The organism is Microbispora sp. H10836 (genome assembly GCF_012999525.1).
Classification (GTDB): domain Bacteria; phylum Actinomycetota; class Actinomycetes; order Streptosporangiales; family Streptosporangiaceae; genus Microbispora.
On the sequence record NZ_JABBWU010000018.1, the window covers coordinates 39,701 to 57,497 of the forward strand.

General features: G+C 72.6%; 14 protein-coding genes. 6 read left to right on the plus strand and 8 right to left on the minus strand.

Translation table 11 applies throughout. The features are described 5' to 3' along the window. Positions 1-113: 113 nt before the first annotated feature. Positions 114-509: a nuclear transport factor 2 family protein gene (locus HHX30_RS28895; RefSeq protein WP_169985533.1), complete on the plus strand. Its 396-nt coding sequence runs from the start codon at positions 114-116 to the stop codon at positions 507-509. A 61-nt stretch (positions 510-570) separates the two neighbouring features. Here the strand turns inward: HHX30_RS28895 and HHX30_RS28900 are convergent, their stop codons facing one another. After that, positions 571-1,245 (minus strand): carboxymuconolactone decarboxylase family protein, encoded by a 675-nt coding sequence (locus HHX30_RS28900; protein WP_169985535.1) that lies wholly within the window; start codon positions 1,243-1,245, stop codon positions 571-573. A gap of 209 nt (positions 1,246-1,454) precedes the next feature. Beyond that, complete coding sequence (locus tag HHX30_RS28905; protein WP_211592709.1) at positions 1,455-1,931, minus strand: MarR family transcriptional regulator; 477 nt, start codon at positions 1,929-1,931, stop codon at positions 1,455-1,457. 86 nt (positions 1,932-2,017) lie between these two features. Between HHX30_RS28905 and HHX30_RS28910 the strand changes: the two genes are divergently transcribed. Next, positions 2,018-4,123: an MMPL family transporter gene (locus tag HHX30_RS28910; RefSeq protein ID WP_169985537.1), complete on the plus strand. Its 2,106-nt coding sequence runs from the start codon at positions 2,018-2,020 to the stop codon at positions 4,121-4,123. A 44-nt stretch (positions 4,124-4,167) separates the two neighbouring features. Here the strand turns inward: HHX30_RS28910 and HHX30_RS28915 are convergent, their stop codons facing one another. From HHX30_RS28915 to HHX30_RS28930, 4 genes are all read right to left on the minus strand, one after another. Then, positions 4,168-8,565, minus strand: coding sequence for an HAD-IC family P-type ATPase (locus HHX30_RS28915; protein WP_169985538.1), 4,398 nt, complete (start codon positions 8,563-8,565; stop codon positions 4,168-4,170). 231 nt (positions 8,566-8,796) lie between these two features. Then, entirely contained in the window at positions 8,797-9,147 is a 351-nt protein-coding gene (locus tag HHX30_RS28920; protein WP_169985540.1) for an STAS domain-containing protein, read from the minus strand. A 200-nt stretch (positions 9,148-9,347) separates the two neighbouring features. After that, on the minus strand, positions 9,348-10,205 hold the full coding sequence (locus HHX30_RS28925) for an SAM-dependent methyltransferase (protein ID WP_169985542.1): 858 nt from the start codon (positions 10,203-10,205) through the stop codon (positions 9,348-9,350). A 269-nt stretch (positions 10,206-10,474) separates the two neighbouring features. Next, complete coding sequence (locus HHX30_RS28930; RefSeq protein ID WP_169985544.1) at positions 10,475-10,978, minus strand: VOC family protein; 504 nt, start codon at positions 10,976-10,978, stop codon at positions 10,475-10,477. 197 nt (positions 10,979-11,175) lie between these two features. Here HHX30_RS28930 and HHX30_RS28935 point away from each other — a divergent pair, with 197 nt between their 5' ends. Next, the gene (locus HHX30_RS28935) at positions 11,176-11,388 is read left to right on the plus strand and encodes a hypothetical protein (RefSeq protein ID WP_169985546.1); all 213 of its coding nucleotides are present in this window, start codon (positions 11,176-11,178) and stop codon (positions 11,386-11,388) included. Between the two features lie 180 nt (positions 11,389-11,568). On the opposite strand, the gene HHX30_RS28940 is transcribed toward HHX30_RS28935, so the two are convergent. Beyond that, on the minus strand, positions 11,569-13,146 hold the full coding sequence (locus HHX30_RS28940) for an ROK family protein (protein ID WP_169985548.1): 1,578 nt from the start codon (positions 13,144-13,146) through the stop codon (positions 11,569-11,571). A 202-nt stretch (positions 13,147-13,348) separates the two neighbouring features. Here HHX30_RS28940 and xylA point away from each other — a divergent pair, with 202 nt between their 5' ends. The 3 genes from xylA to HHX30_RS28955 all read left to right on the plus strand — a co-directional run bounded on the left by xylA (position 13,349) and on the right by HHX30_RS28955 (position 16,667). Beyond that, positions 13,349-14,494 carry a xylose isomerase gene (xylA, locus tag HHX30_RS28945; protein ID WP_169985550.1) on the plus strand — a complete coding sequence of 382 codons (1,146 nt, stop codon included), beginning with the start codon at positions 13,349-13,351 and terminating at the stop codon, positions 14,492-14,494. A 28-nt stretch (positions 14,495-14,522) separates the two neighbouring features. Beyond that, positions 14,523-15,893 (plus strand): xylulokinase, encoded by a 1,371-nt coding sequence (gene xylB / locus HHX30_RS28950; protein WP_169985552.1) that lies wholly within the window; start codon positions 14,523-14,525, stop codon positions 15,891-15,893. Positions 15,894-16,019: 126 nt separating this feature from the next. After that, a complete protein-coding gene (locus HHX30_RS28955; RefSeq protein WP_249350561.1) occupies positions 16,020-16,667 on the plus strand; it encodes a DUF998 domain-containing protein in 648 nt (215 codons plus the stop codon). Between the two features lie 99 nt (positions 16,668-16,766). On the opposite strand, the gene HHX30_RS28960 is transcribed toward HHX30_RS28955, so the two are convergent. After that, the gene (locus HHX30_RS28960) at positions 16,767-17,792 is read right to left on the minus strand and encodes a PLP-dependent cysteine synthase family protein (RefSeq protein ID WP_169985554.1); all 1,026 of its coding nucleotides are present in this window, start codon (positions 17,790-17,792) and stop codon (positions 16,767-16,769) included. Positions 17,793-17,797 lie beyond the last annotated feature (5 nt).

Sequence of the window (17,797 nt, forward strand, 5' to 3'; positions counted from 1 at the left end):
GCAATCTGGCCTTGTGGTAAGTCCGTTCTCACCGCGATGTTCGCTGACACTGATCGAGGCACGGCGCCGGCACAATCACCCGAATAGGACAACCCCAATACGGAGGGTGCGTAATGTCGGAACACCCCAATGTGATCGTGGTGCGGGAGAGCTACGACGCCCTGGCCAAGGGAGACCTCGATTACCTCAGGGGTACCCTGCTCGCCGACGACGTGGTATTCCACGTCCCGGGCCGCGGCGCCCTGGCCGGGGCGTATCGCGGAAAGGACGAGGTGGTGAACTATCTCGCCCGGCTCGGTGAATTGTCTGGAAACACGCTGGGATACGAGCCGGAATCATTCCTCGTCGGAGACGACAGGGTCGCCGCGATGGTCCGTGTCCGGGGCGAGCGCGGCGACCGCCGCCTCGACGACCACGGCGTCCAGGTGTTCCGCGTGGCCGACGGGAAGATCACCGAGCGCTGGAGCTACCCCTACGACCCCTACCTCTTCGACGAGTTCTCCGCCTGACGCCGGCTCGTGATGGAACGGCCGGGCCGGGTGGAATCCGCCCGGCCCTGCCGCCCCACCCTCATCCCGCCGCCAGGGCCTCGGCCAGCACCGCCACGTATCCCTGCGTGAGCCTGGCCCGTTCGAGATAGTGCTCCGGGTCGTCGGAGGCCACTGTGCCGAGGCCGTCGACGTACCGGTTGAACATGCAGAAGGCGGCGGCGATGAGGACGGTGTCGTGGATTTCCAGGTCCGTGGCGCCCTCGGTGCGGGCGGCGGCGACCTGTTCCTCGGTCACCTCCCTGCCACCGCGCTGTACGGAGGCCGCGATGCGCAGCAGCGCCCGCATCTTGGGCGTCACCGGCGCGGTGTCGAGGTCGGCGCGCACCTGCTCGACCAGGTCCATCCCCTCGGGCAGTCGTACGGCGGCGAACGCGGCATGGGTGTGGAAACAGAATCGGCAGCGGTTCAGCGCGGAAACGTAGGTGGCGATCAATTCGCGTTCTCCGCGGCCGAGCGTGCCGTCCCCGCGTAACAGGACGTCCACCAGCTGGTTCATCGGCAGCGCGGCCTCCGGACGGAATCGGAAAAGTCCGCGGACTCCGGGCTCGTCGGTGGCGAGTGCGATATACGGCCGGGTGGACCCGCGGTGATTGGTGTGCTGCGGTCCGGTCCGCCCGCCCTGTCGTGGAGAAGGCACGATGGACAGTTCCGTGGCGACGTTGGGGCGTGCCGCGGGCGTGACTGTGTGTGTCATTTCCCTGACTTTCTCCTCGTGGTTTTTTCTCCCACCATCAACAGTGCGAAGAGAAAGGCGGGACAACCAGGCGGACGCGGCTCAGCAAGATGTCCGCCGCTGGCATTGTTCTGTCAATTCCCGAACTTGACGCGGGTCGAGTGGCCGCGAATCCGGCGATTCCCGGCGACCGGTCACGGGTGGCTATGGCCACGATGACCGCTACGCCGTCACGCGTCCTCGCCGGTCGTCTCCTGTCCGGCCGCGATGGTGGCCTCGATGCTCCGGGCGAGGAAACGCCCGATGACGCGGCGCTCCGCCGGGGTGAACTCGTCGAGCGCCGCCGACATCCGACGTCCGAGCGGCGCGAAGAAGCGGCTCGCGAGGGCCGCCGCCTGCTCGTGCATGGCGAGTTCCACCTTCCGCCGGTCGCCGGTGCTCCGGTGCCGCGTGAGATGGCCGGCCTGCTCAAGCCGGTTGATCAGGGCGCTGGTGGCGGGCGCGCTCAGGTTGAGCGCCGCGCCCAGGGCCCCCGGGGTCAGTGGCCGCCCCTCACGCGAGGCGTCCATGATCACGGTGAGCGCGTCGAGGTCCGTGCGGTGCAGCCCGTGGCCGACCGCGAACTGCTCGGCGAACCGGTCCACCTCGACGTTGAGGCGTCGCATCAGGTTCATCAGCTCGAAGGGATCCACGGTCTCCTCGGCCACACGCACCACCTCCCGCGTTGCCAATCACCTCCGGCGCACCTAATCTTTCCACGGTAGAACTATTCCACCATGGAAAGAGTTGGCGGATGAGGCGAGCAGAGCATAGTGGAACGGCCGCGCTCTCGGGTCCCCGGGGCAAGTGGGTCGCGGTCGTCCTGGCGATCATCGTCTCCGGTCTGGCCCTGGCGTTCGGGGGCGCGTCGAAGGTGAACAGCGACCCCGCCGCCGCGCTGCCCAGGGGCGCGGAGTCGGCCACGGTGGCCCGGCTGCAGCAGCGGCTGCCGAGCGGCCAGCTCGCGCCGGCCCTGGTCGTCTACAGCCGTGACGGCGGGCTGTCGCCGCAGGACCGGGCGTCGATCGACGCGGACACGCGGCAACTGGCGGCCCTGGCGGCGGGCGGGCGGGTGCCGCCGCCCGTCTACTCGGAGAAAGGTGACGTGGCGCTGCTGAGCGTGCCGCTGCGCGGCGCACTGCCGCTCGCGGATCTCACCGACGCCGTACGGAAGATCCGCGAGGAAGCCGCGGCCGGCTTGCCCGCGGGGGCGCGGGCGCAGGTCACCGGCCCGGCCGGGTTCAAGGTCGACCTCGCGGCGGTGTTCGACGGCGCGAACCTCACCCTCCTGGCGGTCACCGCGTCGGTCGTCGCGCTCCTGCTGTTGATCACCTATCGCAGCCCGTGGCTGTGGCTGGTTCCCCTCGGCGTCATCGGCGTCGCCGACCAGGTCGCGGCCAAGATCGTCGCGCTGCTCACCCGCACGGCTGGGCTGACCGTGGACGACTCGACCCTCGGCATCACCTCCGTGCTGGTGTTCGGCGCGGGCACCAACTACGCGTTGCTGCTCATCGCCCGCTACCGGGAGCAGCTTCGCGTCCACGACGACCGGCACAGGGCCATGGCGCGGGCCGTCCGCTCGGCGGCCCCGGCCATCCTGGCCAGTTCGGCGACGGTCACGCTCGCCCTGGTGACGCTGGTCCTCGCGGACTCGCCGGCGGTACGCGGTATCGGTCTGGCCGGGGCGATCGGCATCGTGACCGCCGTCTGCTACGCCCTGCTGGTCCTTCCCGCCACGCTCGTGCTGTTCGGCCGGGGGCTGTTCTGGCCGTTCGCCCCCAGGACGGGGCAGCCGGACCCGGCCCGCGGCGGCGTGTGGGCGCGCGTGGGCGGCGCGGTGTCGCGGCGGCCCACGCTGATGACCGTGGTGAGCGTGGCGGTGCTGGCCGTGCTGGCTCTGGGCGCCGCCGGGCTGAAGGTCGGCCTGTCGCAGACGGAGCAGTTCCGGGAGAGGGTCGAGGCCATCGCGGGGCAGGAGACGCTCAGCCGCGCCTTCCCGGCCGGGAGCTCGCAGCCGCTCATCCTGATCTCCCGCGCCTCCGCGGCCGAACAGGTCGAGGCCGCCGCCTCGCGGGTTCCCGGGGTCGTGCGGGTCACGCCGGGCGACCGGACCGCCGAGTACGCCCGGGCCGACGTGGTGTTGCGGGCGGAACCGGGCACGGAGGCCGCGTTCTCGGCGGTCCGCGCGCTGCGCGCGGCGGTGCACGCCGTGCCCGAAGCGCAGGCCGTCGTCGGCGGGCAGCCGGCCGTCGACCTGGACGAACGCGACGCTGCCGCGCGCGACCAGAAGCTGATCATGCCGCTCGTGCTGGGAGTGGTCCTGCTCGTCCTGCTCGCCCTGCTCCGCTCGGTGGTCGCGGCGGTGACGCTGGTGCTGACCGTGATCGCGAGCTTCGGGGCGAGCGTCGGCGCGGGGTGGTTCGCCTTCAGGCACCTGCTCGGCTTCCCCGCGCTCGACCTCGACGTCCCGCTGCTCAGTTTCCTGTTCCTCGTGGCGCTGGGGATCGACTACAACATCTTCCTCGCCACCCGGGCCAGGGAGGAGGCGGCGGAACAGGGCACCCGCGACGGTGTGGTCACCGCTCTCGCGGTGACCGGCGGTGTCATCACGAGCGCCGGGGTCCTGCTCGCCGCCGTGTTCTCCGTGCTCGGCGTGCTGCCGCTGATCACACTCACCCAGATCGGGGTGATCGTCGGGTTCGGCGTGCTGCTCGACACGGTCCTCGTGCGCAGCGTGCTCGTCCCCGCGCTGGTCACGCTGCTGGGCGACCGTTTCTGGTGGCCCGGCGACCCCGCGGCCGGGGCGTCGCTCACGCGTCCGCACAGCCCGCGGAGGCGGCTCGTCCCTGACCGCCCCTGACCGCCGTACGCACGGTCCGGCGGCGCGGCCGGCGGGTGGCCCGGTCAGGCGGGGACGGGCACGTGGGCCGCGCTCCGGCGGCGCTCGGCCTCGGCGCGGGTCGTCGCCTCCCTGACCGGGCGCCGCACGAGAATCCCCACCAGCGTCGCGGCGGCCGCGCTGCCCAGCCCGATGACCCAGCCCGCCGGGCCGAGCGGCCGGCAGCCGAAGACCGTGCTGACTCCCGGCACCGTGACGATGAGCCACAGGACGGCCAGCGACGCCAGCGACGCGAGCACGACGATCCTGTCCCGGCCGCCCGCGAGCGTCTGCAGCAGTTGCGCGGACACGAGCGCGACCAGGCCGATGGTGTTCGCGCGCACACGGGTGCCGGTCATGCGGCCCAGGATCCAGGCCGCCGTCGCCGCCGCCGTCGTGACCGCCGCGCGCAGGTAGATGTCGCGGGTCAGCGACTCGCCCAGCGACGCCTCCGGGCCCTCGGCGAGGAGCTTGTCCGGGTCGGTCGAGGCGGGCGGCCGTACGGCGACCGCCATGGCCGGCACCATGTCGGTGAGCAGGTTGACCAGCAGGAGCTGCCGGGCGTTGAGCGCGCTGCCGCCCGCCAGCAGGTTGGACCCCACGGTGAAGGCGATCTCGCCGATGTTGCCGCCGAGGAGGATGCTCAGCGCGTCGCGCACCGAGGTCCACATCGCCCTGCCCTCGACTATGGCGTCCACGATCGTCTCGATGCGGTCGTCGGTGACGACGAGGTCGGCGGCGGCCCGTGCGGCGGGCGTCGCCCGCGAGCCGAGTGCGATGCCCACGTCGGCCGTGCGGATGGCGGGCGCGTCGTTGGCGCCGTCCCCTGTGACGGCGACGACCTCCCCCGCCCGGCGCAGGCACGTGACGATCCTGGCCTTGTGCGCGGGTGTGGTCCTGGCGAAGACCGCCACGTCGGGCAGCACCTTGGTCAGCGTCTCGTCGTCCAGTGCGTCCAGCTCGGGGCCGGTCATGACGCGCTGGCCGTTCAACGCGTTCAGCTCGACCGCGATCGCCTCGGCGGTGCTGGGGTGGTCGCCGGTGACCATGACGATCCGCACCCCGGCCCGCATGAGGCGCCTGACGCTCTCCGCGGCCGTGGACCTGACCGGGTCGGCCAGGCCGAGGAAGCCGAGGAAGCACAGCTCCTCGATGCGTGACTCGTCGAGGTCGCTCCGGTCGGAGGCGGGCCGCTGCGCGACGGCGAGCACGCGGTACCCCTGCCGGGCCAGCCGTTCCACCTCCTGCTCCAGCTCCCCGCGTACGGTCTCGTCGCAGGGGACCGGCCCGGTGTCGCGGTGCACGGTGGTGCAGTGGGTGAGCACGATCTCGGGGGCGCCCTTCACACTGAGCAGGTGCCCGTGCTCGGTGCGGCCGAGCACCGCGTGGTAACCCCGGCCCGGCTCGAACGGCATCTCGTCGACGCGCTCCCAGCTCTCGAACCCTTCGCCCGGCGTGACGTCCAGCCGATGGGCGCCGTCGAGCACGGCGCGGTCGGTCGGGTGAGCGATCACCCGTCCCACGCCGGACTTGGGGCTGGCCCGTACGGCCGCGGCGAGGACGCGCCGCAGCCCGGCGTCCGCCTCCTCGACGGGACGGCCCGCGCGCCCGTCCGACACGTGCCGCAGGCTGATGCGGCCCTCGGTGAGCGTGCCCGTCTTGTCGAAGCACAGCACGTTGACCCGGCCCAGGGCCTCGATCGTGGACGGGTTGCGCACCAGTGCGGCACGCCTGGACAACCGCCGCGCGGCGGCCAGCTCCGCCACGGTGGCGATGAACGGGAGCCCCTCGGGCACGGCGGCGACCGTCAGGCTCACGGCCGGCGTGAGCGCCGCGGCCAGCGGCCGTCCGCGCAGGAGGTCGATGACGAGCAGCGCCACCCCGGAGGCGATCGAGATCGGCAGGATGCGGCGGCTCAGCTCCCGCAGGCGCAGCTCCACCCCGGTGGGCGGGCTCGGCTCGCCGGCGAGCCTGGCGCTGCGCCCCGACTCGGTCATGTCGCCCGTCGCGACGACCACCGCCCGTCCGCTGCCCGCCGCGATCGACGTGCCCAGGTAGACCATCGAGCTGCGGTCGGCGATGGCCGCCGCCACGGTCGGCGCGGCCGTCTTGGCGACGAGCTGGGACTCTCCGGTGAGCGTGGACTCGTCCACCTCCAGCCCGACGGCGTTGATGACGCGGGCGTCGGCGGGCACGGCGTCCCCGGCGCGCAGCTCGATGACGTCACCGGGCGCGAGTTCGTCCCTCGTCGTCTCGACGACGCCCTCGGGGCGGCGCAGCCGTACGAGGATCTCGGTCGACTCGGTCAGGCGGTGCAGCGCCCGGTCGGCCTTGAACCGCTGCACGCCCCCGAGGAACGCGTTGATGACCATGACGCCGCTGATGAGCACGGCGTCGAGGGCCGAGCCGACGAGGGCCGATATCCCCGCGCCGGTGGCGAGGGCGGGCGTGAGCGGGTTCGCGAGCTCCTCCACCGTGGCCCGCGCCAGCGAGTGAGGGCCCTCCACCTTCTCCGGCGCGGCCTCGGCTCGGCGCCTGCCCGCCTCCTGCTCGGCGATGCCCTGCGTCGAGGAGCGGAGCCGGGACAACACCTCCCGCGCGGACATTGCGTGCCACGGGGTGATGTCGGCGCGAGGCGGGGTGGGAACGCGACCCGCGTTCTGCCCGGACCATTCGCCGAGCACGATGGCGGCCAGCGAGACGGCGGCGCTGGCGAGCTGCGCCCGGCGCAGGGAGGTGGCGGCCGGGCCCGCGGCGGCCAGCAGGGTGCCGACGCACGCGCCCGCCGCGCCGAGTTTCACGCCGTTCCCGCTGTTGCCGCGCGCCCGGGGCAGGCAGCGCAGGAACAGGTGGACGCCGTGCAGTTCGCCCGCGATGTCGGCGTCCCACGGCACCATGCGTCCGGGCTCGACGGCCTCGGGATCGACCACCCCGAGGCCGATGTCGGCCTGGGCGAGCGAGTGCCAGGCCCCCTTGGACACGACGGCCACACAGTGGCCCGCCGCCTGCAGGTCGTGCACGTGCTCGGCTAGCTCCGGGCCTCCGGGCAGCGTCCGGCCGATCGCGAGGCGCTGTGCCAGGCCCTCGTCGCCGCCCGCGAGGAAGACGGCGCCGGCCGCCTTGGCCGCGCCGACGACGGGCACGGCCAGGGCGTCGATCTCCCGGGCCAGCCCGGCGACGGCGATCCGGGTGCCGTTCCTGGACACCTCCACCGCCCGCAGCCCGCGCGACCGCCACAGGGCGGCGTCCGCGACCAGTCCTTCGGGGTCGGGCAGCGGCCGGGCCGACCAGCCCTCCAGGGTCCGGGCACGCCCGGGGTCGGAGAAGTCGATGAGGGAGTAGAGCCGCGAGTACAGCTCGTCGGTGTCCTGCCCTTCGAGCAGCGGCTCGACGCGGTCGATCGTCCACGAGCCGGTCGTCAGCGCGTCGGCGTGCAGGACGACGGTGTCGACGCGGTCCATCGTGCGCAGGCAGTCGGCGTCGAAGACGACCGTGTCGTGCTTGCCGAGCGCGCGGCTGATCGCGCCCGCGAACGCCTCCCGGCTGAGGTCGGCGACCCGGGGGGTGGCGGAGATGAGGACGGACGCGGCCCGTTCGCCCCGAGTGAGCACCCGGGTCACCGCGTACGCGGCGGCGCTGATCGGGGCGACCACGTCCGCGTAACGCTCGACCGGGCCGTGCGGCAGGTGGGTCGGCCGCCGCCGGGCCTCGGCCCTGATGTGGTGATAGGCACCCGGGCGGGTGGCCAGCCGCTCCTCCAGTCCCTCCCAGGCGTACCGGCTGGCCCTGGTCTCGATGTAGCGGCCCACGTTCGCGACGGCCTGCACGAACAGCGCGGTGGGGCGGAGTGTGAGGGTCTGCGTGACGAGGTTGGCGGTGGTGAACAGAGCGTCGGTGGGACGGCGTCCCAGCCGGCGGTCGAGCTGCTCGCGGATCGCGGGCGTGGCGTTGACCAGTTGCACCACCGCGGGGACGACCGCCGGGAGCTGGGGGGCCCGGATTACCTTGCCGAGGAAGATCAGCCCGATTCCGGTGACGCCGGCCGTCAGCCGCACGGTCGCCCGCAGGTGCTCCTCCACGAGGTGGACGGGGCTCTCGTGAGCGTGCTCCTCCTGCTCGTCGAGCTCCGCGGCGACGGCCAGTAGCTTGTCCTGATCGACCTGGTCCGGGTCACAGGCGACGAAGACGGCGCCGATGCGGCCGTTGACCTCGGCGCGCTCGACGCCGGGGACGGTCTCCAGCCGCTCCTCCAGCCGGCCGGCCGCCGCTTCGGAGCCGGGCCGGCCGATCCCGTGCAGGTTGATGCGCAACCCGCCGGGGGAGACGCGCACCTCACGAGGGCACGGAAGCAGATCTCGGAACGGCTCGGACAGCACGCCGCGCAGCAGGGCCACGGACGTGTTGAGCACCCGGTTCAGGATCACATCACCCCTCCTCGCGAGAGTCGGGGGGAACTCACGGATGAATCCCGCCTGAACCTGGATAAAGGCTCAAGCGCTGGTCATAACGGTCGTGCGACCGTCGTCGGATACCTTCCTCCATACGGAGCAGGAGAAACGCGGGATACGGGAAACCCGGAGGACGAGAAAACCGGGAGAACGGCGGACGCGCCGCCCGCGATCGGCGCGGCCGAGGGGCCCGAGTGGACCGCGGGGTCAGCCGATGGTGAAGGCGGGCCAGTCGAGGAGGGCGAGCAGCCTCCGCAGCGCCGGCGTGGCGTTGTGCAGCCGGATCGGCCGGCCCAGGGGCATGTCGGACAGCAGGGCCAGGGCGCGCAGGCCGTAGAGGTCGATGAACTGGAGTTCGGCGACGTCCACGGTTCCCGTTCCGGGCCTCGTCCACTGCCTGTGGAGGGTGTCGGCGATCGCGTCGCCGTTGGTGAGATCGATCTGCCCGATCAGCCGTACGGAGCCGTCGTCGGAGGTGCGTACGACCAGTTGCTTGTCGAGATAGAGCAGGTTCTTCTTGTGTAGAGCGGATTCGAACGACCCATTGATGGTCATCATGTCGGAGCCGCCTTCCTGTAGAGGGGCAGCCACCTCCGAGCATCACCGTCGCTGCTCGCCCATGTCAACCGAAGCGGGGTCCCCCCACCTACCCCGCCGATCAGCGGCCCGCCGTCGCACGGCCCGCGGCCTGCGCCGATGCCTGTCGGGCCGTACGGCGGGGCAGTGACGTATCTAACGTTTATCGCCCGGGCGACATTTCAGGGCTTGTGGGCGACGGCACCGACGAACGTGTGGTAGGTGATGCCGCGATCGACGAACTCGCCGGGATCCGGCCGCCACTCGGCGAGGGGCACCAGACCGGGTTCGAGGAGCGGCAGGTCGCCGAAGTAGGCGAGGATCTCGTCGCGGGTGCGCCACCGGCCCGTGCCGAGGTGCTCGTTGAACAGTTTCTCGGCCGACGTGGCCTGCGCCGACACCTCGGGCATCGCGGGCCCCGGGTTGTGGAAATGGGACAGCGCCAGATAGCTGCCGGAGGGCAGGGCCGAGCGGAAGCGGGCGGCGATGCCCTGGGGGTCCTCGTGTTCGTTGACGTGATGCAGGATCGCGAACAGCAGCAGGGCCACCGGCTGGTCGAAGTCGATGAGCGCCCCGACCGAGGGGTGGTTCAGGATCGACTCCGGGTCGCGGATGTCGGCCTCGACGACCGTGGTGCTCCCGTTCGTGGCGAGCAGCGCCCGGCCGTGCGCGAGCACGATCGGGTCGTTGTCGACATAGACGACCCGCGCCTCCGGGGCGACCTCCTGGGCCACCTCGTGGACGTTGCCCTGGGTCGGCAGACCCGAGCCGATGTCGAGGAACTGCCGGATGCCCGCCTCGGCCGCGAGATAGTGGACGACGCGCCGGAGGAAGGCGCGGTTCGCGCGGCCCGCCGCGGGAGCGTCCGGCGCGATCTTCAATGTCGCCTCGCCCACCTGCCGGTCGATGGCGAAGTTGTCCTTCCCGCCGAGGAAGAAGTCGTAGACACGGGCGATGCTCGGTTTGCTCGTGTCGATCCTGGTCCCCGCCTGCTCGTTGTCCGCCGGGGCACCGCTCACGTGCTGGTCGTCGTCAGCCATGATCCGTCCTGCTCCCTCGCTGTACCGGTCCCAGATCGCGATCATGGTAAGGCTGTCGAGGGCCGAGAGGGAGATGTTTGCGATAACTGGCATGAACAGGTCGGTCAACGGACGAGGCCGGGCGCATCGGGCCGGCCGGGTGTCGGCAGGGTCGGCAAGGACCGGCAGGGGTGGGTCAGCCCGGGTCGGCCGGGTCGGCCGGGTTGGCCGGGTTGGCCGGGTCGGCCGCCGGGCGGCCGTCGAGAGGACGGCCGCCCGCGATCGCCGGATCAGACGCTGACGCCGACCCCGCCGCGTGTCTGCGCGCCGTACCGCTCCAGCTCCTTGGCCAGGTCCAGCGGCCTGATCTGGGTGCGCCCTGCCAGGGTCTCCTCGGTGAGCAGGTGCGCGGGCACCAGCCAGGAGACCTCGAACTCCAGCCCGTCCGGGTCCTTCGCGTAGAGGGCCTTGGTGGTGGAGTGGTCGGAGGCGCCGACCAGGGCGTTCATCTCCGTCAGCGTGGTCGCGATCCGCTGCAGCTCTGCGAGCGTGTCCACCTCCCACGCGAGGTGGTAGAGGCCGACCGTCGCGCGCCCGGCGGACGACGGCCCCGCCTGCGTCCCGATCTGGAACAGCCCGAGGTCGTGGTCGTTCGTGGACCCCTCGGCCTGCAGGAACGCGGCCCCCGGGAACGCCTGCACGACGCGGAACCCGAGGGCTTCCTGGTAGAAGGCCACGCTGCGGGAAACGTCCCGCACGTACAGCACGGCGTGGTTGAGTCGCTGGACCGGCATGACGCCCTCCCGAAAAAGTTGAACTCTCAAGTAATTGTACCTCGCCGGGTCTCCCGGAAACTGTCGGTGCCAGGTCGTACGGTGGCGAGCGGGCAGAGCCGCCAGGGGGTGGCGAGCCGCCCGCCGGCGTTCCGTACGGCGCCGGAGTGGGCGGTCAGGTAGCGGTGCCGGCGTCGAGGCCGGCGAAGGGGGGCGTCATGATCGTCGACAGGGCGACGCGGGAGCGTGAGGACAACCTGGTCCTGTTCCGGGCGGTGCACGAGGTAGCCGTCCGTCATGCCGGTGCGCCCTACCACCAGGTGATCGCGGCGCTGACCTCCAATCTGCCCGGCACGCCCCGGCTGGCCGCCGACGAACTGCGGCGCATCGCCGAGGAGATCAGCCTCGGCCGCGACCCCTCGGGCCTGTGACCCTCCGACCGCCCGGATGGAGGTCACCGGTACGACCGTCATCTGGAGCGGTTTTCGCGACGGCTGTCGGGACGGCCGGTGGGATCTGAGCGCGCTCGGGCCCTGCGTCTTCGAGCGCGGGCAGTACGAGGCCGCGCTGCGGGCCACTCAGCGGGCCACTCAGCGGGACGGTGGCGCTCACTAGCCCTGCAGAAGGGCTGCGGGGTCGGCCATGACCTGCTCGATCACCTGGCCGGCCGCGCCGAGGGCGGCGGCCTCGGCGCCGAGCCGTGAGACGACCACGGGCGGTATGGCGCCGCGCATCTGCCCGAGGTGGGCCTTCAGCGTGTCGGCGACCGTGTGGCCGATCCAGGGGAAGAGCGGTGCGTAGATCCCGCCGAGGACGATCGCGTCGGGGTCCACCAGGTTGACCGCCGACGACAGGGCCACGCCGAGCGCCCACGCCGCCCGCTCGCACGCGGCGCGCGCGTTCTCGTCGCCCTCCCGGAGCCGGGAAAGCACCCATGACAGGCCCTGCTGCGCGGGAAGGAGCATCTCCGGCGAGGGCGACGCGGACGTCATCGCCGCCTCCGCCCAGGTCGTACGGCCAAGGTGCGCCGGCGGCCCGTCGTCGTCCGTGACCCCTGCCCCGCCGCCGTCCGGCACGCCGCCCATCGCGCCGGGTTCGCTGTCGGTGGGCACGACGGAGGTCGCGCCTGCCTCGCCGTCCACCGGGGCACCTGCTTTGGCATCGTCCGGCACATCGGGCATTGCCCCGGCTTCGGCGTCGTCCGGCACGCCGGGCGTTGCCCCGGCTTCACCGTCGGGCGGCGCGGGGGACGGTGCGTGCTCCTCACCGGTCGCGTGGTCCGTGACTTCGCGCGGCTCTTCGGCCGGCACCTCCCCGGACGCCCCCGCCTGACGCGTGCCGGCGGCGGGACCGATCGACGCGGCGGCGCCGCGGACGGCGGTCAGGAGGGCGTCCTGCCCGGCGTACTGTTCGAGGCAGCCGCGGCCGCCGCAGCGGCACGGCGGGCCGCCGGGGGAGACGACGACGTGCCCGAGCTCGCCGGCCAGGCCGTGCGCCCCCCGGAAGAGCCGGCCGCGGACCACGAGACCGGCTCCGATGCCGATCTCTCCCGACACGTGCAGGAAATCGGGCAGCCCGGATCCGAACCACAGCTCGCCGAGCGCGGCCAGGTTGGCCTCGTTCTCCACGCGTACGGGGAAGGGGAACCGCAGGAGCGAGGCCAGCGGCACGTCGCGCCAGCCGAGGTTCGGCGCGTTGTGGACGACCCCGCTGGTCATGTCCACAGGACCCGGGACCGCCAGCACGCCGCCGACCACCCGCAGGCCTTTCTCCACAGCTTCGTCCACAACCGTGGCGGCCAAATCCCCAAGTCGCGCGATCACGTCCACAGGGGCCGCGGCCCGGTTGTCCACAGCCTGTGTACGGCGCAGCCGTACCGTCCGGGCGAGATCGACCACGCACACCGCGAGGTAGTCGACGTTGACCTCGAGCCCGAGTGCGGCGACGCGCTGCCCGCTGATCCGGATCTCGACCCCGGGCCTGCCGCGCTCTCCGTCGCGCACGGTCCCGGTCTCCACCACGAGCCCGCCCTCGATGAGGTCGCCGACGAGCTTGGACACCGTCGTCTTGGTCAGGCCGGTGATCTCGGCCAGGGCGGCGCGCGTCACCGACCCCCGGGCGCCGACCGCGCCGAGGACGAGCGCCAGGTTCCGGGCGCGCATCGCGTCATGCCGCAGGGCCTGCGTCATCGCACCTCCTCGCCCGTGTTCCGCCCCACCCGCAACGCGGGTGTCATCGCGCTCCATCACGTGTGTCCCGTCTCACACCCTGTGGCCCGCGCCATCACATCCTCCACTGCGGGACGTTGATAACACCGACACACCCTCTTGACCGTACGGCTTGTCACGTCCGATATTTAGTCCACAACATAGACTAATTCGGAGGCGATTCATGTACACCCCCACTCCCGAGGACCGATTCACGTTCGGGCTGTGGACCGTCGGCTGGCAGGCGCGCGACCAGTTCGGCGACGCGTCCCGGGCCCCGCTGGACCCGGTCGAGAGCGTCCACCGCCTGGCCGAGCTCGGCGCGTACGGTGTGACCTTCCACGACGACGACCTCCTCGCGGTGGAGCCGGACCGGGCCAAGGCGATCGAGAACCTCAAGAAGGCGCTGGCCGACACCGGCATGAAGGTGCCGATGGCCACCACCAACCTGTTCACCCACCCGATCTTCAAGGACGGCGGGTTCACCAGCAACGACCGCGAGGTCCGGCGCTACGCGCTGCGCAAGGTGATGCGCAACATCGACCTCGCCGCCGAGCTTGGCGCGAAGACGTACGTGTGCTGGGGCGGCCGTGAGGGCGCCGAGTCCGAGGCCGCCAAGGACGTGCGGGTCGCGCTCGACCGCTACAAGGAGGGCTTCGACCTCCTCTGCCAGTACGTGATCGACAAGGGCTACGACATCCGCTTCGCCGTCGAGCCCAAGCCGAACGAGCCGCGCGGCGACATCCTGCTCCCGACGATCGGGCACGCCCTGGCGTTCATCAACTCGCTGGAGCACCCCGAGATGGTGGGCCTCAACCCCGAGACCGGCCACGAGCAGATGGCCGGGATGAACTTCGTGCACGGCATCGCCCAGGCGCTGTGGCACGGCAAGCTGTTCCACATCGACCTCAACGGCCAGCACGGCCCGCGGTTCGACCAGGACCTCATCTTCGGCCACGGCGACGTGAAGAACGCGTTCTTCCTCGTCGACCTGCTGGAGAACGGCGGCTACGACGGCCCGCGCCACTTCGACTACAAGCCGCTGCGCACCGAGGACAAGGAGGACGTCTGGGACTCGGCCGCGGCCAACATGCGGACCTACCTCATCTTCAAGGAGAAGTCGAAGGCCTACCGCGCCGACCCCGAGGTGCAGGCGGCGCTGGAGGCCAGCAAGTGCAACGAGCTGGCCCAGCCGACCCTCGCCGCAGGCGAGACCTACGAGGACATCCTCGCCGAGTCGATCGACGTGGACGCGGTGGCGGAGCGCGGCTACCACTTCACCCGGCTGAACCAGCTCGCGATTGAGCACCTCCTCGGCGTCCGCGGCTGAGCGGTTCAGTGAGAGCGGAGTAACGACTGTGACGCTGGTCGCGGGGGTCGACTCGTCGACCCAGAGCTGCAAGGTCGTCATCCGGGACGCGGAGAGCGGGGCCCTCGTGCGCGAGGGCCGCGCTCCCCACCCCGACGGCACGGAGGTCCATCCTGACCACTGGTGGAGCGCGCTGCAGAGCGCGATCGAGCAGGCGGGAGGCCTGGCGGACGTCGCCGCCGTCAGCGTGGGCGCGCAGCAGCACGGCATGGTCTGCCTCGACGAGGACGGCGAGGTGGTCCGGCCCGCACTGCTGTGGAACGACACCCGCTCGGCCGGGGCGGCGGCCGACCTGGTCGCCGAGCTGGGCGGCCCGAAGGTGTGGGCCGAGGCCGTCGGCAGCGTCCCGGTGGCGTCCTTCACGGTGACCAAGCTCCGCTGGCTCGCCCGGAACGAGCCGGACAACGCGCGCCGTACGCGGTCGGTGTGCCTGCCGCACGACTGGCTCACCTGGCGGCTGGCCGGCCGGCCCGGCACGATCACGACAGACCGGGGCGACGCCTCCGGCACCGGTTACTGGTCGCCCGCGACCGGGGAGTACCGCACGGACCTGCTCGAACTCGCCATGGGCAGGGTGCCGGAACTGCCCCGCGTGCTCGGTCCCGCCGAACAGGCGGGGACGGCCGAGCAGGGCGGCGCGCTGCTCGCGCCCGGCACGGGCGACAACATGGCGGCGGCGCTCGGCGTCGGCATGCGGCCCGGTGACGTGGTCGTGTCCATCGGCACCTCGGGCACGGCGTTCGCCGTCGCCGAGGCGCCGTCCGCCGACCCCTCCGGGGCGGTCGCCGGGTTCGCGGACGCCACCGGGCACTACCTTCCGCTGGTCTGCACGCTGAACGCGGCGCGGGTGCTGGACGCGGCGGCCCGGATGCTCCGGGTCACGCCCCAGGAGCTGAGCGACCTGGCTCTGCGGGCCCCTGCCGGTGCGGACGGGCTGGTCCTCGTGCCGTACCTGGAAGGGGAGCGCACCCCGAACCGGCCCGACGCCACCGGTTCGCTGCACGGCCTGCGCCTGGGCAACTCCACCCCGGAGCACCTGGCCCGGGCCGCGGTGGAGGGCATGCTCTGCGGGCTCGCCGACGCGCTGGACGCCCTCGGCCTCGAGCCGCGGCGCGTGCTGCTCATCGGCGGCGGCGCCCGCTCGGAGGCCGTGCGCCGCATCGCGCCGACCGTCTTCGGGCGTCCGGTGCTCGTGCCCACCCCCGGCGAGTACGTCGCGGACGGCGCGGCCAAGCAGGCCGCCTGGCTGCTGTCCGGGGAACCGGAACCGCCGGTGTGGGACACCGGCGCCACCGAGCGGTACGAGGCCGACCCCACCTCCGGCCTGCGTGAGCGATACCACGAGGCCGCGCAGGAGTGACGTCCTGGGTGGGGTCCCCGGGGAGACCCCGGGGACCCCACCCTGAGACGACCCTGACCCCTTCTCGGGGGGATCTACGCGTTGTCCCGGATGTTAGGAACGGGCCGTACGCGGGATTCTCTCCTTATGGTCAAGAGGCTTTACCCCCTGCTCGCCGGCGGCGGCATCCTGCTCGCGGTCGTCACCGTGGTGACGGCGCAGGTGGGCGGGGATGCCTCCCTGAACCCCGTCTCCATGACGATCAGCCAGTACGCCGCCCGTGACGAGGGCGGCGCCATCGAGACGGCCATGGCCGTCCTCGGGCTGGCCTCGCTCGCACTGCTGGCCGGGATGCGCGCGCTCGACGCGCCGGTGGACGGCTGGCCCGCCCGCCTGATCGGCCTGTGGAGCGTCTCGCTCATCGGCGCCGCCGTGGTCCCGTCGGGCACGGCCTGGCAGGGGGACGTCCACGGCGTCCTGTCGGCGGTGGCCTTCGTGAGTGTGCCCGCCGCCGCGATCCAGTTGGTGGGCCGCCTGGGACAGGACGAGCGGTGGAAGGCCGCCGCCCGGCCGCTGGAGTGGCTGGCGCTCGCCTCCGGCCTCGGCCTGGCGGTCATCACGTACGTCGCGCTGCCCGGCCACGGCGTCATGATCGGCCTGGTGGAGCGCCTGCTCCTGACCGCCGAGGTGGCCGTCCTCGGAGTGCTCGCCGTACGGCTCGCGCAGCTCGCCTGGGGACCGTGGCTGAGAGAGCGTGCCGCCGGTCGGCGCGCCGGCTTCCTCGTCCACCGCTGACGGATGGGGAGGGACACACCGGGCCGCGCGGGCGCGGGGGCGCCGCGCGGCCCGGTGTTGTGCTGCCTGGTGCGGCTCGGGGTTGTGGAAGCAGGGCGGTCAGGGCTCGCCGAGCAGGTCGCGCAGGCGCTCGGCGTACGGCCGCCAGCCGAGGCCCTTGCCCGCCGCCCAGGCGTCGTCGTGGCAGGTCGCGAGATGACGCTCGCCCGCGTCGCCGATCACGCTGACCACCTCGCCGCGCTCGCCCCGGTCGCGCATCCGGGTGATCAGTTCGAGGGCCGCCCACAGGTTCGTCCCCGTGGCGGGGCCGACCGCGAGCCCGGTCACCTGCCGGACGTAGCGGGCGGCGGCCACGCTCGCCGCGTCGGGCACGGGGACGACCAGGTCGACGAGCGCGGGGTCGAAGGCGGGCTCCATCCGCGGCCGGCCGACGCCCTCGATGCGGCTGGGCATGCCCGTGGCGTAGTCCGGGGCGCCGGTGGCCCAGCCGGGGAAGTAGGCGGAGTTCTCCGGATCGGCCACGGCCAGCCTCCCCGGCAGGTCGTGACCCCGCAGGCGCCGGCCGATCGCGGCGGACGTGGCGCCGGTGCCCGCCCCGACCACGATCCAGCGGGGGCAGCCGTCCAGCTGCCCGAACAGCTCGTCGGCCAGGCTCGCGCCACGCCAGTCGACCACGGCGGCCGAGCGGTAGTGATCGAGGTAGTGACCGCCGATCTCGCCGGACAGGCGGGCGGCCTCCTCGTACACGGCGAGCGGAGGATCGACGTACCGGCAGGTGCCGCCCAGCCGCTCGACACCGGCCCCGGACGACTTCTTCGGCATCACCGGGATGTACGGCAGGCCGAGCAGCCGGGCGAACCAGGCCTCGGCGACCGCCATGGGACCGCCGGTGGCGTCGACCACGGTCGTCCCCTCGGTGATCCGCCCGGAGGCGATCGCCTGGGCGAACAGTGCGCGGGCCAGCCGGTGCTTGAGACCCCCGGTGGGCTGCGCCGACTCGTCCTTCAGCCGCAGCCGCACCCCCCACTCCGAGGGCGTCGGGAGCTCGCGGAGCGGCGTCGTGCCCGCCTGAACCCGCTCCCGGTCGAGGAGCGCGACGGCTTCGGCCGCCCACCTGCTGATCATGTTCG